The organism is Rahnella sp. AA, assembly GCF_002834385.1.
GTDB lineage: Bacteria > Pseudomonadota > Gammaproteobacteria > Enterobacterales > Enterobacteriaceae > Rahnella.
The window spans coordinates 113,313-129,397 of record NZ_PITQ01000012.1; the positions used below are offsets into that span (position 1 = coordinate 113,313).

12 protein-coding genes are annotated in these 16,085 nt (G+C 53.2%); 4 read left to right on the top strand and 8 right to left on the bottom strand.

All coding sequences use genetic code 11. The features are described 5' to 3' along the window. Positions 1 to 12 precede the first annotated feature (12 nt). The 3 genes from wecA to trxA form a co-directional block, all read right to left on the bottom strand. On the bottom strand, positions 13 to 1,098 hold the full coding sequence (gene wecA / locus CWS43_RS23045) for a UDP-N-acetylglucosamine--undecaprenyl-phosphate N-acetylglucosaminephosphotransferase (RefSeq protein ID WP_101079466.1): 1,086 nt from the start codon (positions 1,096 to 1,098) through the stop codon (positions 13 to 15). A 289-nt stretch (positions 1,099 to 1,387) separates the two neighbouring features. Beyond that, complete coding sequence (gene rho / locus CWS43_RS23050; protein ID WP_101079467.1) at positions 1,388 to 2,647, bottom strand: transcription termination factor Rho; 1,260 nt, start codon at positions 2,645 to 2,647, stop codon at positions 1,388 to 1,390. Between the two features lie 415 nt (positions 2,648 to 3,062). After that, positions 3,063 to 3,389, bottom strand: a complete 327-nt coding sequence (gene trxA / locus CWS43_RS23055) for a thioredoxin TrxA (protein WP_101079468.1) — start codon at positions 3,387 to 3,389, stop codon at positions 3,063 to 3,065. Positions 3,390 to 3,507: 118 nt separating this feature from the next. On the opposite strand from trxA, the gene rhlB reads away from it, so the two are divergent. Next, on the top strand, positions 3,508 to 4,800 hold the full coding sequence (gene rhlB, locus CWS43_RS23060; RefSeq protein WP_101079469.1) for an ATP-dependent RNA helicase RhlB: 1,293 nt from the start codon (positions 3,508 to 3,510) through the stop codon (positions 4,798 to 4,800). Positions 4,801 to 4,806: 6 nt separating this feature from the next. Then, positions 4,807 to 6,300, top strand: coding sequence for a guanosine-5'-triphosphate,3'-diphosphate diphosphatase (gppA, locus tag CWS43_RS23065; RefSeq protein ID WP_101079470.1), 1,494 nt, complete (start codon positions 4,807 to 4,809; stop codon positions 6,298 to 6,300). Positions 6,301 to 6,361: 61 nt separating this feature from the next. Here gppA and rep read toward each other — a convergent pair whose 3' ends face one another. Continuing rightward, on the bottom strand, positions 6,362 to 8,386 hold the full coding sequence (gene rep, locus CWS43_RS23070) for a DNA helicase Rep (protein ID WP_101079471.1): 2,025 nt from the start codon (positions 8,384 to 8,386) through the stop codon (positions 6,362 to 6,364). A gap of 177 nt (positions 8,387 to 8,563) precedes the next feature. Here rep and ppiC point away from each other — a divergent pair, with 177 nt between their 5' ends. Next, positions 8,564 to 8,845, top strand: coding sequence for a peptidylprolyl isomerase PpiC (gene ppiC, locus CWS43_RS23075; RefSeq protein WP_015690589.1), 282 nt, complete (start codon positions 8,564 to 8,566; stop codon positions 8,843 to 8,845). A gap of 102 nt (positions 8,846 to 8,947) precedes the next feature. Here ppiC and ilvC read toward each other — a convergent pair whose 3' ends face one another. Continuing rightward, the gene (gene ilvC / locus CWS43_RS23080) at positions 8,948 to 10,423 is read right to left on the bottom strand and encodes a ketol-acid reductoisomerase (protein ID WP_056772344.1); all 1,476 of its coding nucleotides are present in this window, start codon (positions 10,421 to 10,423) and stop codon (positions 8,948 to 8,950) included. A 186-nt stretch (positions 10,424 to 10,609) separates the two neighbouring features. Between ilvC and ilvY the strand changes: the two genes are divergently transcribed. Further along, positions 10,610 to 11,491, top strand: coding sequence for an HTH-type transcriptional activator IlvY (gene ilvY / locus CWS43_RS23085; RefSeq protein ID WP_101079472.1), 882 nt, complete (start codon positions 10,610 to 10,612; stop codon positions 11,489 to 11,491). A 58-nt stretch (positions 11,492 to 11,549) separates the two neighbouring features. Here ilvY and ilvA read toward each other — a convergent pair whose 3' ends face one another. From ilvA to CWS43_RS23100, 3 genes are all read right to left on the bottom strand, one after another. Then, entirely contained in the window at positions 11,550 to 13,094 is a 1,545-nt protein-coding gene (gene ilvA, locus CWS43_RS23090) for a threonine ammonia-lyase, biosynthetic (RefSeq protein ID WP_101079473.1), read from the bottom strand. Positions 13,095 to 13,099: 5 nt separating this feature from the next. Continuing rightward, entirely contained in the window at positions 13,100 to 14,950 is a 1,851-nt protein-coding gene (gene ilvD, locus CWS43_RS23095; protein WP_101079474.1) for a dihydroxy-acid dehydratase, read from the bottom strand. Positions 14,951 to 15,143: 193 nt separating this feature from the next. Next, positions 15,144 to 16,073 (bottom strand): branched-chain amino acid transaminase, encoded by a 930-nt coding sequence (locus tag CWS43_RS23100; protein ID WP_101079475.1) that lies wholly within the window; start codon positions 16,071 to 16,073, stop codon positions 15,144 to 15,146. Positions 16,074 to 16,085: the final 12 nt, after the last annotated feature.

A 16,085-nucleotide genomic window follows, 5' to 3' on the forward strand; every position in this document is an offset into this window, starting at 1 on the left:
TCAAAAGAGTAATTAATGAACGGTCGGGCGACGAAAACGTCTTTTTATTCGTTTAATAAATCGTGCAACCCGCCAGGCACGCTTTAAGCAGACACCATAGAGCAGGAAGGCAAAGAAGAATAAGACTAGCATCAACCATTCGGGCATAAAGGGAAGGCGCTCGCCAACAACACCAATACAGGCCAGCACCGCCGCCGCCAGGGTGATCAACACAAAAGCCTGGCGGGAAGTAAAACCGGCACGCATGACCAAATGGTGAATGTGCTGACGGTCAGCGGAGAACGGGCTCATACCTTTTCGCAGACGACGATACATGATAGCAATCATGTCCATCAGGGGGATGGCAATAAGCCAAAGTGCGGTCACGGGATTCATCGGGTGTGATTCGCCCTGCGTACTTTGCAAAAGGATCCAAATCACCGTGAACCCTATCAGGGTGCTACCTGCGTCGCCCATAAAGACTTTATAACGCGGCCCCAAAATACCGAGGTTAAGCAGGATATAAGGCAAAGTCGCAGCAATCATTGCAAAGCACCACAGCGCTAACTCCATATGACCACTACCGTACATCACGATGCCCATCGCACCAAAGCTAACGCAAGAAAGCCCGCCGAGCAGCCCGTCAATACCGTCGACCATATTAAAGGCGTTAATCGCGGCCCAGACGGCAAAAAGCGTAAAGAGATAGCCGAATGGCCCAAGTAACATTTCCCACGGGCCTATGATATGCCCGAGATTTCGCAACGTAAGATTGGCAAAGCTCATCATAGCAACGGCGACGCTGGCCTGAACGAGGGCGCGAATTTTGACACTGATGTCGTACCGGTCATCCAATGCACCAACAAGAACCAGTAAACCGGCACAACTCAGGTAAAGCGCTATATGGGGAATTCGATAATCAGTGATCAGGAAAGTGAAACAAATCCCTGCATAAACAGAGATGCCACCGACCAGCGGGATCATACCCTGGTGGCGTTTGCGGAAGTTGGGTTTATCGACCAAACCAATGAAATTCGCCATCTTCCTTGCAACGAATAAAAATAGGAATGAAAACAGAAAAACAACAACAAGTTCAGTACTCATATTGAGTAAATTCACAGTTAAAAGATCTCTGCAAAAATAAGGTGCGTAGGATCGAGACAAAAACGCATAATTTTCATAGCCTTATGACAAATCCAATGGTGAAATTTATGATTTTTCTCAGGCAATACCTTATCTGTTACCCTTTTGCCGGGCTGTTGGCCGACAACATAAAGAAAGGGCACTGGAAAAACCATCAGCTATTGTCCTAATAGTCTGACAATCTCCCGAAAGTAGCATTATGGTAGCTACCTAAAGCAAAAAACGCCACGGCTAAGCGTGGCGTTGGTTTGAGCTTTACACCAAATTACGAACGTTTCATCATGTCGAAGAAGTCGTCATTGGTTTTAGTCATAGCGAGCTTGTTGATGAGGAATTCCATCGCGTCAATTTCACCCATCGGGTGAATGATTTTGCGCAGGATCCACATTTTTTGCAGCTCTTCAGAAGTGGTCAACAGCTCTTCTTTACGGGTACCAGAGCGGTTGTAGTCAATCGCAGGGAAGACGCGTTTCTCAGCGATTTTACGCGCCAGATGCAATTCCATGTTGCCGGTACCTTTAAATTCTTCATAGATAACTTCATCCATTTTAGAACCGGTATCGACCAGCGCGGTCGCGATGATGGTCAGGCTGCCGCCCTCTTCCACGTTACGTGCTGCACCGAAGAAGCGTTTTGGACGGTGTAAGGCGTTAGCATCCACACCACCGGTCAGTACTTTGCCTGATGATGGAACCACGGTGTTGTATGCACGCGCCAGACGGGTAATGGAGTCCAGCAGGATGATAACGTCTTTTTTGTGCTCAACCAGGCGTTTCGCTTTTTCGATGACCATTTCAGCCACCTGAACGTGACGGGATGCCGGCTCATCAAAGGTAGAAGCGATAACTTCACCCTTAACCAGACGCTGCATCTCGGTCACTTCTTCCGGGCGTTCGTCAATCAGCAGAACCATCAGCACACAATCAGGATGGTTGTACGCAATGCTGGTAGCGATGTTTTGCAGCAGCATGGTTTTACCCGCTTTCGGCGGAGCAACAATCAGACCACGCTGACCACGACCAATCGGGGCAGCCAGATCCAGCACGCGTGCGGTTAAATCTTCTGTTGAACCATTACCACGTTCCATACGCAGACGGGAATTGGCGTGCAGAGGGGTTAAGTTTTCGAACAGGATTTTGCTGCGGGCGTTTTCTGGTTTGTCGTAGTTAACTTCGTTAACTTTCAACAGGGCAAAATAACGTTCACCTTCTTTAGGTGGGCGGATTTTACCAGAAATGGTGTCACCAGTGCGAAGGTTGAAGCGGCGAATTTGGCTTGGAGATACGTAGATGTCGTCGGGGCCTGCGAGGTAGGAACTGTCTCCGGAGCGGAGGAAACCAAATCCATCCTGCAATATCTCCAGCACGCCATCACCGAAGATGTCTTCTCCGCTTTTCGCATGCTGCTTCAATATTGAAAAGATAATGTCTTGCTTACGCATGCGGGCCTGGTTTTCCAGCCCCATATTTTCGCCGAGTGCAATCAGGTCAGAGACCGGCGTATTCTTTAATTCGGTAAGATTCATAATGGTGGGTTCTTAAACTCGGGGTATGTCTCGAACATCTGTCGTGAATGGGTATGGCAGGGTCATCCATGCCTGTTTATTGTATGACACTTCAAATCACAGCTTTGAAATCCAGCCGCAGGCAGTCGCTCGCGGGCGATATTCTAGAGGGGCAATGATATTGAAGGTGTCTTAAAGCCGATTTTGCTAAAACCGTTAGATGGTCAAGCACAGCGCCAGTTCAATTTAATTATTATTCAAAGAAACTATATAGGCAGATGTTTTTGACACAACAGAGTAAAACGTAAGAATCAAACTACAGGTAAGCTCTATTTGCAGTAAGAGTAAACTTAGCATGCTTCTTGACAGGCGTCTAGCGGACAATGTGAAAAACACGTCAGCCCGCTAAACACCTGGCTTTGGTCATCCCGACCGATTACAGATTAGCTGTTAAAAACTCTTTCAGCTGACCTTTCGACAGTGCGCCAACTTTAGTTGCTGCGACTTCGCCGCCTTTAAATAACAGCAGGGTAGGAATACCACGGATGCCGTATTTAGGTGCAGTACCTGGGTTTTCATCGATATTCAGTTTCGCGATGGTCAGCTTGCCGTCGAACTCAGCGGCAATTTCATCCAGAATCGGAGCGATCATTTTACAAGGACCACACCACTCTGCCCAGAAATCGACCAGCACCAGCCCTTCGGCTTTCAATACGTCGTTGTCGAAACTGTCATCGGTCAGGTGAATAATTTTATCGCTCATGTTCTACTCCAAAGGATTATCTTTACCTTGTTGATGTAGCATTAACCAACAGTAGGTTGACTTTATTTCACCGGATACGCTTTCGTAAAGCAATAGTTAGCTGATATTCTACCACACTATGAGCAAAACACACTTGACCGAACAGAAGTTTTCCGACTTCGCCCTGCACCCGCTGGCAGTAGAAGCCCTTGAAAAGAAAGGGTTCCATTACTGTACGCCTATTCAGGCATTGGCATTGCCGATCACGCTCGCTGGGCGTGATGTTGCAGGTCAGGCGCAAACCGGTACCGGCAAGACGCTGGCTTTTCTGGCGTCTACTTTCCATTATCTGCTTTCTCACCCTGCTGCGGAAGGTCGTCAGACTAACCAGCCACGTGCCTTGATCATGGCACCAACGCGTGAACTCGCGGTGCAGATCCACTCCGACGCCGAAGCTTTATCTGAATCTACCGGGCTGAAATTAGGCCTGGCTTACGGCGGCGACGGTTACGACAAACAGCTTAAAGTGCTGGAAAGCGGCGTGGATATCCTGATTGGAACCACCGGCCGTTTAATCGATTACACCAAACAGAACCACATCGACCTGGGCGCGATTCAGGTGGTGGTACTGGATGAAGCAGACCGCATGTTCGATCTGGGCTTCATCAAAGACATCCGCTGGATCTTCCGCCGGATGCCACCTGCGACTCAACGCCTCAACATGCTGTTCTCAGCAACCCTTTCCTATCGTGTGAAAGAACTGGCGTTCGAAAACATGAATAATGCCGAGTCGATTGAGATCGAACCGGAGCAAAAAACGGGTCACCGCATTAAAGAAGAACTTTTCTACCCTTCAAATGAAGAGAAAATGCGCCTGTTACAGACGCTTATTGAAGAAGAATGGCCAGACCGTTGCATCATTTTTGCTAACACTAAACACCGCTGTGAAGACGTCTGGGGCCATCTGGCAGCCGACGGCCATCGCGTAGGTTTACTGACCGGCGATGTCCCGCAGAAAAAACGCCTGCGCGTTCTGGAAGACTTCACCAAAGGCACGCTGGATATTCTGGTTGCGACTGACGTTGCTGCCCGTGGTTTGCACATTCCAGCCGTTACGCACGTCTTTAACTATGACCTGCCTGACGACTGTGAAGACTACGTTCACCGTATTGGCCGTACCGGCCGGGCGGGTCTGAGCGGTCATTCCATCAGCCTGGCTTGTGAAGAGTACGCGCTGAACCTGACGGCAATCGAAACCTACACCGGTCACAGCATCCCTGTCAGCAAATACAGCAGCGAAGCGCTGTTAACTGATTTACCTGCGCCGAAACGTCTGGCTCGCTCTCGTACCGGTAACGGTCCGCGTCGTAACAGCAACTCGTCTTCACGCCGCAGCAGTGCACCACGTAGCAACCGTAAACGTCCGGGCTGATAACCTATGCTAAGCTCCACCTCACTGTATGCAGCAATTGATCTGGGCTCTAACAGCTTTCACATGCTGGTTGTTCGTGAGGTGGCAGGCAGTATCCAGACCCTCGCCAGAATTAAGCGCAAAGTGCGTCTGGCTGCCGGTCTGGATAAGCAAAACCTGCTTTCTCAGGAAGCCATGCAACGTGGCTGGCAATGCCTGAAGCTGTTTTCCGAAAGATTGCAGGATATTCCCCGCGAACAAATCCGCGTCGTTGCCACCGCAACGCTGCGGCTTGCCAGCAATGCCGACGAATTTTTGGGTAAAGCTCAGGAAATCCTCGGTTGTCCGATTCAGGTCATTGCCGGTGAAGAAGAAGCCCGTCTGATTTATCACGGCGTTGCCCATACCACGGGCGGTCCGGATAAACGTCTGGTCGTCGATATTGGCGGCGGCAGTACAGAACTGGTCACTGGCACCGGCGCACAGGCCACCACGCTGTTCAGCCTTTCTATGGGCTGCGTGACCTGGCTGGAGCGCTATTTTACCGACCGTAATCTGGCAAAAGAAAACTTCGATCAGGCCGAACAGGCCGCGATCGACATGATCCTTCCGGTTGCTCCTCAGCTGATCGCCAATGGCTGGCAAATTTGTGTCGGTGCTTCCGGCACCGTTCAGGCTCTGCAGGAAATCATGGTCGCTCAGGGCATGGATGAGCGCATTACGCTGCCGAAACTTCAACAGCTCAAACAGCGTGCGATTCAGTGCGGTAAACTGGAAGAGCTGGAAATTGAAGGCCTGACGCTTGAACGTGCGCTGGTTTTCCCAAGTGGTCTGTCGATTCTCATCGCCATTTTCAAAACCCTGAATATCGAAACCATGACGCTGGCCGGTGGCGCACTGCGTGAAGGTCTGGTTTACGGCATGCTACATCTGCCGATTGAGCAGGATATTCGCCAGCGCACGTTGCGGAATCTGCAACGCCGCTATCTGCTTGATAATGAGCAGGCACAGCGTGTGGCACAGCTTGCAGAGAACTTTTCACTACAGGTGGCGCAGGAATGGAAGCTCGATGCACGTGCCCGTGAGTTGCTTAACAGTGCCTGCCTGATCCACGAAATCGGGCTGAGCGTTGATTTTAAAAAAGCGCCGCAGCACGCCGCCTATCTGATTCGCCATTTAGACTTACCGGGCTTTACGCCGGCGCAGAAAAAACTGCTGGCGACGCTGTTGCAGAACCAGAACGGAACGCTCGATTTACCGTTGCTCAATGAGCAAAACGCCGTGCCACCACGTCAGGCACAACGTCTTTGTCGCATTCTCCGGCTTGCCATTATCTTTGCCAGCCGCCGCCGTGACGACACATTGCCCGCCGTACGTTTACGGGCAAATGACGATGAACTGAATGTGATTGTGCCGCAGGGCTGGCTGGCTCAGCATCCGCTGCGGGCAGAAGAGCTGGAGCAGGAAAGCCACTGGCAAAGTTATGTCCACTGGCCGCTGTTCGTCGAAGAACAGCTCTGATTTTTTCGTAAAAACACGCACCGAATGAGGCAGGGCTTATCCCCTGCCTTTTCTTTGCCTGTCAGTTTCCGCCTTTGGCTTTCGCCAGCTGCTCACGGATTTTCTCCAGATGGCTTTGCCCTTTCACCATCCGCTCCTGCGCACTGACCACTTTACGTTCACTTTCCCAGGCTAAATCATCCTGAGGCAGTTCCATCAGGAAGCGGCTGGGTTCCGGACGAATTAATTCCCCGTACTGGCGACGTTCGCGACAAAGCGTAAACGTCAGCTCTTTTTGGGCGCGGGTAATGCCTACATACGCCAGACGGCGCTCTTCATCAACATTGTCTTCATCGATGCTGCTCTGGTGCGGCAACAATCCTTCTTCCATACCGACCAGAAACACATACGGGAATTCCAGCCCTTTCGAGGCGTGCAGCGTCATCAGCTGAACCTGATCCAGCTCTTCGTCGTTTTCACCGCGTTCCATCATGTCGCGCAGCGTAAAACGTGTGACGACCTGCGTGAGCGTCATCGGCTCATCCAGATCGGTGCCCTCGAGCATTTCGGTCATCCAGCTGAAAAGCTGATTGACGTTTTTCATGCGCATTTCTGCCGCTTTCGGGCTCGGCGAGGTTTCGAACAACCAGCTTTCGTAATCAATGCCGTGGATCAGATCCCGTACCGCCGCGACCGGTTCGCGTTCGGCCAGCTCAGAAATCGTGCCCATCCAGTGCGTGAATCGTTGCAGTGATTCCAGGCCGCGCCCGGTCAGATACTGACTGAGCCCCATATCGAAACTGGCTTTAAACAAACCTTTATTGCGCTGATTTGCCCACTCGCCGAGCTTTTGCAGCGTCGCGGCACCGATTTCACGACGCGGCGTATTCACAATACGCAGGAATGCGCTGTCGTCGTCAGGGTTAGTCAGGACGCGCAGATAGGCCAGCAAATCTTTAATTTCAGGCCGCGAGAAGAACGACGTGCCGCCGGAAATGCGGTACGGAATGCGGTTCTGCATCAGCATTTTTTCAAACAGGCGCGACTGGTGGTTACCGCGATACAAAATCGCGTAATCGCCATAGCCGGTCTTGTTGATAAAGTGATGCGCAATCAGCTCGCCAACCACGCGCTCGGCTTCGTGATCTTCATTGTTGGCGGTCACTACTTTCAGCGTTTCACCGTAACCCAGCTCCGAGAAAAGCCGCTTCTCGAACACATGCGGGTTGTTGGCGATCAGGATGTTGGCCGCTTTCAGAATGCGCTGCGAGGAACGGTAGTTCTGTTCAAGCTTAACGACCTGCAACTGCGGGAAATCTTCTTTCAGCAGCACCAGGTTTTGCGGCCGCGCACCGCGCCAGGAGTAAATAGACTGATCGTCGTCGCCAACTACGGTAAAACGTGCGCGGTTGCCAACAAGCAGTTTCACCATCATGTACTGACTGGTGTTGGTGTCCTGATATTCATCGACCAGCAGGTAGCGCAGTTTATTCTGCCAGCGCTCGCGCACTTCTTCATTCTTCTGCAACAGCAGCGTCGGCAGCAGGATCAGGTCATCGAAATCGAGGATATTACAGGCGCGCATATGGTCATGATAAAGCCCGTAGCAGTGCGCGAAGATCTGATCGCGCTCCGATCGCGCAAGGCCCGCCGCATGGGACGGATCAACCAGATCGTTCTTCCAGTTTGAGATCGTCGAGATCAGCTGTTGCAACAGCGTTTTGTCGTTTTCCAGCCACTTCTCGCTCAGCTCTTTGAGCAGCGCCAGCTGGTCCTGATCGTCGAACAGGGAGAAATTGGATTTCATGCCCAGCGCGGCAAATTCGCGTTTGATGATTTCCAGCCCCAGCGTGTGGAAAGTCGCGATCAGCAAGCCGCGAGATTCTTTACGCCCAAGGGTTTGCGCCACACGCTCTTTCATCTCGCGCGCCGCTTTATTGGTGAAGGTTACAGCCGCAATGTGACGGGCCTGATAGCCGCACTCACGGATCAGGTGTGCGATTTTATTGGTAATCACCCTGGTTTTGCCGGAGCCAGCCCCCGCCAGAACCAGGCAGGGTCCGGTGACGAATTCGACGGCATGTTGTTGGCTGGGGTTTAATCGCATGGCGTATTTTTGCTCACCTGATGGACAAGGACGGCGATTGTAGCAGAAACGCCGCCTGAGATTGACAGCCTTTACGGTGCAATTTGTGATGTCTGGAATGCAGGCCGGAGTCCACATGCGGCGTTGCAGATGTTACATTACGCCCCTGGAAACACTCTCGCAAAAAAGGTCTCAATCATGGCAAAAACTGCTGCAGCAATGCATATCCTTGTTAAGGAAGAAGCACAGGCACTCGATCTTCTGGAACAGCTGAAGAACGGTGGCGATTTCGAAAAACTGGCTAAAAAACACTCTACCTGCCCGTCAGGCAAAAAAGGCGGCCATTTAGGTGAATTTAAGCAAGGCGCAATGGTGCCAGCTTTCGATAAAGTGGTTTTCTCTGCGCCGCTGATCGAACCACAAGGCCCGCTGCACACCCAGTTCGGCTACCACATCATTAAGATCCTGTACCGCAACTGAGTTACCGTTCCGGCGCAGTAAAAAGAAAGGGCACCGCATTTTCATGCAGTGCCCTTTTTATTTATCTTCCGAAAAACCTGAAGAATTCGAGTCAGAAGGGTATCAGCTCGCTACTGCGATGCGTTTCATATCAGTCATATAACCACGTAAAGTGCGGCCGATTGACTCGATTGGATGGTTGCGGATAGCTTCGTTAACGTCACGCAGCTGCGCGTTATCAACCTGAGTTTCTGCAACCGATTTACCCAAATCACCCGCCTGCAGGGTGGTCATGAATTCTTTCAGTAACGGTACTGCTGCGTTAGCAAACAGGTAGTTACCGTATTCTGCGGTATCAGAGATAACCACGTTCATTTCATACAGACGCTTACGCGCAACGGTGTTGGCGATCAACGGCAGCTCGTGCAGTGATTCGTAGTAAGCAGATTCTTCAATAATGCCGGAAGCCACCATGGTTTCGAAGGCCAGTTCAACGCCCGCCTTCACCATCGCAATCATCACAACACCGTGGTCGAAGTATTCCTGCTCAGAAATTTTACCGTCGAACTGTGGTGCGTTTTCGAACGCGGTTGCGCCCGTTTCTTCACGCCAGGTCAGCAGGTTTTTGTCGTCGTTCGCCCAGTCAGCCATCATACCGCTGGAGAATTCGCCGGAGATGATGTCGTCCATGTGTTTCTGGAACAGCGGCGCCATGATCTCTTTCAGTTGTTCAGAAAGTGCGTAAGCACGCAGTTTCGCCGGGTTGGACAGACGATCCATCATCAGCGTGATGCCGCCTTGTTTCAGTGCTTCGGTGATGGTTTCCCAGCCGAATTGCAGCAGTTTTTCTGCGTACGCTTCGTCTACGCCGTCAGCAACCAGTTTGTCGAAGCACAGCAGGGAACCGGCCTGCAACATACCGCACAGGATAGTCTGCTCGCCCATCAGGTCAGATTTTACTTCTGCAACGAAAGAAGATTGCAGAACACCGGCACGGTGGCCACCCGTTGCTGCTGCCCAGGCTTTAGCAATCGCCATGCCTTCGCCTTTCGGGTCGTTTTCCGGGTGAACGGCGATCAGCGTCGGAACACCGAAACCACGTTTGTATTCTTCGCGAACTTCAGTACCCGGACATTTTGGAGCAACCATCACGACGGTGATGTCTTTACGGATTTGCTCGCCCACTTCAACGATGTTGAAGCCGTGTGAGTAACCCAGCGTTGCGCCATCTTTCATCAGAGGCTGAACCGCTTTAACCACAGCGCTGTGCTGTTTGTCTGGCGTCAGGTTAACCACCAGGTCAGCCTGTGGGATCAGTTCTTCGTAGGTGCCGACTTTGAAGCCGTTTTCGGTCGCTTTACGCCATGAAGCACGCTTCTCAGCTATCGCTTCTGCACGCAGGGTGTAGGAAACATCCAGACCGGAATCACGCATGTTCAGACCCTGGTTCAGGCCCTGTGCGCCACAGCCTACAATCACCACTTTTTTACCTTTGAGGTAGCTGGCTTCGTCCGCGAATTCATCGCGACCCATGAAGCGGCATTTGCCCAGTTGTGCCAGCTGCTGACGCAGGTTCAGTGTGTTGAAATAGTTAGCCATGTCTTGCTCCGTTCTATCGAGGTAAGTGCTGTTATTTTTTGTTTCACCGGTGAGCCGGTGAACGCCGTGAATTCACTATATGTCATGCGACACATTGCTTAAATTGATATATTACGAAGATGATGTTGCAGAAACTGCAATATACTTCGTTTGACCTTTGCGTAACTAAAAAGCCGGGACTTCTTTATGGATTTGCGTGATCTGAAACTGTTCTTACATCTGGCGGAAAGCCGCCATTTTGGCCGTTCGTCGAAGGCGATGCATGTCAGCCCGTCAACGCTGTCGCGCCAGATCCAGCGGCTGGAAGAAGAACTCGGCCAGCCGTTATTTCAGCGTGACAACCGCACCGTGCAACTGACCAGCGCGGGTGAACAACTCAAAACTTTTGCCCAGCAAACGCTGCTGAGTTACCAGCAACTGCGCAGCGGGCTGGATCAGCATGGCCCGACGCTCAGTGGCGAGCTGCATTTATTCTGCTCGGTCACCGCTGCGTACAGCCACCTGCCCCCTATTCTTGACCGCTTCCGCGCGCAACATCCGCTGGTAGAAATCAAACTGACCACCGGCGACGCCGCCGACGCGGTCGAAAAAGTTCAGTCCACCGAAGCGGACCTGGGGATTGCAGGCCGCCCGGAAAGCCTGCCGGGCAGCGTGGATTTCACGCAGATCGGCGAAATTCCGATGATCCTGATTTCCCCGTCTCTGCCGGGCGCGGTGCGAACGCAAGTCAGCGTGCCGCATCCCGACTGGTCACAAATTCCGTTTATTCTTCCTGAACACGGCCCGGCGCGAAAACGTATCGACATCTGGTTCAAACGAAACCGCCTGAGCAATCCGCTGATTTACGCCACGGTGTCCGGCCACGAAGCGATTGTGTCAATGGTCGCGCTCGGTTGCGGCATCGCGCTCATTCCGTCGGTCGTTGTCGATAACAGCCCGGAACCGGTGCGCAACCGTATTTCCATTCTGGATAACGTCACGCTCGGCGCGCCACTGGAACTGGGCGTCTGCGTGCAGAAAAAACGCCTGAACGAACCGCTGATCGAGGCGTTCTGGCAATTGTTATAACCTGCGTTCGCGACAAAATAATGGCAAAGAAAAAGGGCCCGTTCGGGCCCTTCGGTTTTTAGCCCGCCAGGAAGAAGCGGAACGCAGGATTATCACTTTCGTTATGACAGTCATAGCCCAGCGCCGTCAGGTTCTTCTCGAACTCCGGCTCTTCTTCGTTCAGCTCAAACGCGGCCAGTACACGACCGAAATCGGTGCCGTGGCTGCGATAATGGAACAGTGAAATATTCCAGTGCGTGCCCAGCGTATGCAGGAATTTCAGCAACGCGCCCGGTGATTCCGGGAACTCGAAGCTGTAAAGCCGCTCGCGCAGAGGCTTGGTTGGACGCCCGCCCACCATGTAGCGCACATGCAGTTTCGCCATTTCATCATCAGATAAATCAACCACCTGATAACCGTCGTGATTCAGCTCGGCGATGATTTCCTGCCGTTCTGCGTGACCCCGTGTCAGACGTACACCCACGAAAATGCAGGCGTTGTCAGCGTCGGCGTAACGGTAGTTAAATTCCGTGACTGAACGGCCACCGAGCAACTGGCAGAATTTCAGGAAGCTGCCTTTGCGTTCAGGAATGGTTACCGCCAGCAGGGCTTCGCGTTGTTCACCCAGCTCGCAGCGCTCAGACACATAGCGCAGACCGTGGAAATTCACGTTCGCGCCGGAAAGAATATGCGCCAGACGCTCGCCCTGAATGTTGTGCTGCTGCACGTATTTCTTCATACCTGCCAGCGCCAGCGCCCCGGAAGGCTCGGCGATAGCGCGGACATCTTCGAACAAATCTTTTACCGCCGCGCAGATGGAATCGCTGTCGACGGTGATCACGTCATCAAGATATTCACGGCACAGACGGAAGGTTTCGTTACCGATACGCTTCACGGCCACGCCTTCAGCGAACAGCCCGACACGCGCCAGATCAACCGGTTCACCGGCATCCAGCGCCGCCCGCAGGCAGGCTGAATCTTCGGCTTCGACCCCAATCACTTTGATTTGCGGCATTAGTTGTTTGATTAACACCGCGACGCCGGCGGCCAGACCGCCACCGCCGACCGGCACGAATACGCGATCAAGATGCGCATCCTGTTGCAGCAACTCCATCGCCAGTGTGCCTTGTCCGGCGATCACCGCCGGATGATCAAACGGCGGCACAAAGGTCATGCCCTGCTTTTGTGAAAGCTCGATAGCTTTGCCTTTGGCTTCGTCGAAATTCGCGCCAAACAGCAGGACTTCGCCGCCGAAATTACGCACTGCATCAACTTTGATATCCGCCGTAGCAACCGGCATAACAATCAGAGATTTAATGCCTTTTTTGGTCGCCGACAACGCGACGCCCTGCGCGTGATTTCCGGCAGAAGCCGTGATCACGCCGCGCGCCGCCTGTTCTTCCGTCAGGCTGGCAATCATGGAATACGCGCCGCGCAGTTTAAAACTGTGAACAGCCTGGCGGTCTTCCCTCTTCACCAGAACGGTGTTACCTAACCGGGAAGAGATCTTTTCCATGACCTGCAAAGGCGTAACCTGTGCGACTTCATAAACCGGCGCACGCAGCACGGCACGCAGATATTCTGCGCCGCACGGCTGGTCGGGTAGAGGTTGTGATACCGCCATGGCCCTTAGCCTCCCAGCTTAGACTTGTCGCGAACAGCGCCTTTGTCAGCACTGGTCGCCAGCATTGCGTAAGCACGCAGCGCATAAGACACCACACGTTCACGGTTTTTCGGCGTCCAGGCTTTGTCGCCGCGCGCCAGTTCGGCTTCGTGACGGGCTGCCAGTTCGGCCGCAGGAACGTCGAGCACCATGCTGCGGTTAGGGATGTCGATGTCGATCATGTCGCCATCGTCCACCAGCGCAATCAGACCGCCGCTGCCCGCTTCCGGAGAAACGTGGCCGATAGACAGACCTGAAGTCCCGCCGGAGAAACGGCCATCGGTGATCAATGCACACTCTTTGCCCAGTCCCATGGATTTCAGGTAAGTGGTCGGATACAGCATTTCCTGCATGCCCGGCCCGCCTTTTGGCCCTTCGTAGCGGATCACCACGACATCACCGGAAACCACTTTGCCACCGAGGATCGCAGCGACTGCGTCATCCTGGCTTTCGTATACTTTGGCCGGGCCACGGAACACCAGGTTGGATTTATCCACACCGGCGGTTTTAACGATGCTGCCCGCTTCGGCGATGTTGCCGTAAAGCACGGCCAGGCCGCCGTCTTTGCTGAAGGCGTTCTCCAGTGAACGGATACAACCGTCGGCGCGGTCATCATCGAGCGTATCCCAGCGGCAATCCTGTGAGAAAGCCTGCGTGGTACGGATACCCGCCGGGCCTGCGCGGAACATTTTTTTCACGGCTTCATCCTGAGTCAGCATGATGTCGTATTTATCCAGCGTCTGGCTCAGGTTCAGGTTCAGGATGTTTTTCACATCGCGGTTCAGCAGATTCGCGCGATCCAGTTCGCCCAGAATCGCCAGTACGCCACCGGCACGGTGAACGTCTTCCATGTGATATTTCTGGGTGCTCGGCGCAACTTTACACAGATGCGGAACCTTGCGTGACAGACGGTCGATGTCGGTCATATCGAAATCAATTCCGCCTTCCTGCGCGGCAGCCAGAAGGTGGAGAACGGTGTTAGTGGAACCGCCCATGGCGATATCCAGCGTCATGGCATTTTCGAATGCGGCTTTGCTGGCGATGCTGCGCGGCAATGCGCTTTCATCGTCCTGCTCGTAATAACGTTTGGTCAGTTCAACGATGCGACGACCGGCGTTCAGGAACAGGTCTTTACGATCAGCATGAGTCGCGAGTAATGAACCGTTGCCAGGCTGAGACAGGCCCAGCGCTTCGGTCAGACAGTTCATGGAGTTGGCGGTAAACATCCCGGAACAGGAACCGCACGTCGGGCAGGCAGAACGTTCGATTTGTTCGCTGTCGGCGTCGCTGACGTTCGGGTTTGCGCCCTGAATCATCGCATCGACCAGATCGAGTTTGATGATTTTGTCGGACAGCTTGGTTTTACCGGCTTCCATCGGGCCGCCGGAAACGAAGATCACCGGAATGTTCAGGCGCAGGGACGCCATTAACATCCCCGGGGTGATTTTGTCGCAGTTGGAAATACACACCATGGCGTCGGCGCAGTGCGCGTTCACCATGTATTCCACGGAGTCTGCAATCAGCTCGCGTGAAGGGAGCGAATACAGCATGCCGCCATGCCCCATGGCGATCCCGTCATCCACGGCAATGGTGTTGAACTCTTTGGCAACGCCGCCGGAAGCTTCGATTTGCTCGGCAACCAGTTTACCCAGATCACGCAAATGCACGTGGCCCGGAACGAACTGGGTAAAGGAGTTCACAACGGCAATAATGGGCTTACCGAAATCATCGTCGGTCATGCCGGTGGCACGCCATAAAGCGCGGGCGCCAGCCATGTTGCGGCCATGAGTCGTGGTGTGGGAACGGTACTTAGGCATGCTCTATTCACTCCAAATCATTTCTGTTTAGCGGACGGCGCAACCGTCGCCCGCTGAATTTCTTCTATACCCTAAATCATTCAGGCTGCATCAAGGCGGCAACTGAATGAATCCCCGGGAGCTTACTCAGGTAAGTGACCGGGGTGAATAAAGGCAGCCAACGCGGAGGCGGCCTGAAGGATGACGGGTAAGATTACTGCGGGTTGATTGGATCCAGCCAACCCCATTTGTCTTCGGTTTTACCGGTGAACAGACCGAAGAACGCATCCTGAATTTGTTTGGTGACCGGACCACGTTTGCCGATGCCGACCTGAATGCCGTCAACGCTGCGAACTGGCGTGATTTCTGCGGCAGTACCGGACATGAAGACTTCGTCAGCCAGATACAGAGATTCGCGGGAAAGAACCTGCTCGCGAACTTCCAGGCCCATGTCTTTCGCCAGTTTAATAATCGCGTCACGGGTGATGCCCGGTAGCGCAGAAGAAGTGAACGGCGGCGTAAACAGAATACCGTCTTTCACTTCGAACAGGTTTTCGCCTGCACCTTCAGAGACGTAACCGTGAACGTCCAGCGCGATACCTTCCTGATAGCCGTGGCGGCGTGCTTCGCTGCCCACCAGCAGAGAAGACAGGTAGTTACCCCCGGCTTTCGCCGCGGTCGGGATAGTGTTAGCTGCTACACGGTTCCATGAAGAAACCATTGCGTCGATCCCCTGCTCGAGCGCTTCTTCGCCCAGATAAGCGCCCCAAGGGAAAGCGGCAATGATCACGTCAGTTTTGTAGCCATCCGGCGGGTTTACGCCCATACCCACATCGCCAACGAAGACCAGCGGACGAATATACGCGCTGACCAGATTGTTTTTGCGCAGGGTTTCGCGACAGGCTTCCATCAGTTCATCAACGCTTTGGGAAACCGGCATACGGTAGATTTTTGCGGAATCGCGCAGACGCTGCATGTGTTCACGGTGACGGAATACGACAGGGCCTTTGTGGGAGTCGTAGCAACGCACGCCTTCGAATACGGAGGTGCCGTAATGCAGTGCATGGGACATTACGTGTACTTTCGCTTCTGCCCACGGAACCATCTCGCCATTGAACCAAATGTAATCAGCTTTCTTCGTCATTCTCTCGTTCCT

Coding starts and splice junctions, on each gene's coding strand:
- gppA (WP_101079470.1), top strand. CDS start 4,807: ATGCTAAGCTCCACCTCACTGTATGCAGCAATTGATCTGGGCTCTAAC.
- ilvY (WP_101079472.1), top strand. CDS start 10,610: ATGGATTTGCGTGATCTGAAACTGTTCTTACATCTGGCGGAAAGCCGC.
- rhlB (WP_101079469.1), top strand. CDS start 3,508: ATGAGCAAAACACACTTGACCGAACAGAAGTTTTCCGACTTCGCCCTG.
- rho (WP_101079467.1), bottom strand. CDS start 2,647: ATGAATCTTACCGAATTAAAGAATACGCCGGTCTCTGACCTGATTGCA.
- ilvD (WP_101079474.1), bottom strand. CDS start 14,950: ATGCCTAAGTACCGTTCCCACACCACGACTCATGGCCGCAACATGGCT.
- CWS43_RS23100 (WP_101079475.1), bottom strand. CDS start 16,073: ATGACGAAGAAAGCTGATTACATTTGGTTCAATGGCGAGATGGTTCCG.
- ilvC (WP_056772344.1), bottom strand. CDS start 10,423: ATGGCTAACTATTTCAACACACTGAACCTGCGTCAGCAGCTGGCACAA.
- ppiC (WP_015690589.1), top strand. CDS start 8,564: ATGGCAAAAACTGCTGCAGCAATGCATATCCTTGTTAAGGAAGAAGCA.
- ilvA (WP_101079473.1), bottom strand. CDS start 13,094: ATGGCGGTATCACAACCTCTACCCGACCAGCCGTGCGGCGCAGAATAT.
- trxA (WP_101079468.1), bottom strand. CDS start 3,389: ATGAGCGATAAAATTATTCACCTGACCGATGACAGTTTCGACAACGAC.
- rep (WP_101079471.1), bottom strand. CDS start 8,386: ATGCGATTAAACCCCAGCCAACAACATGCCGTCGAATTCGTCACCGGA.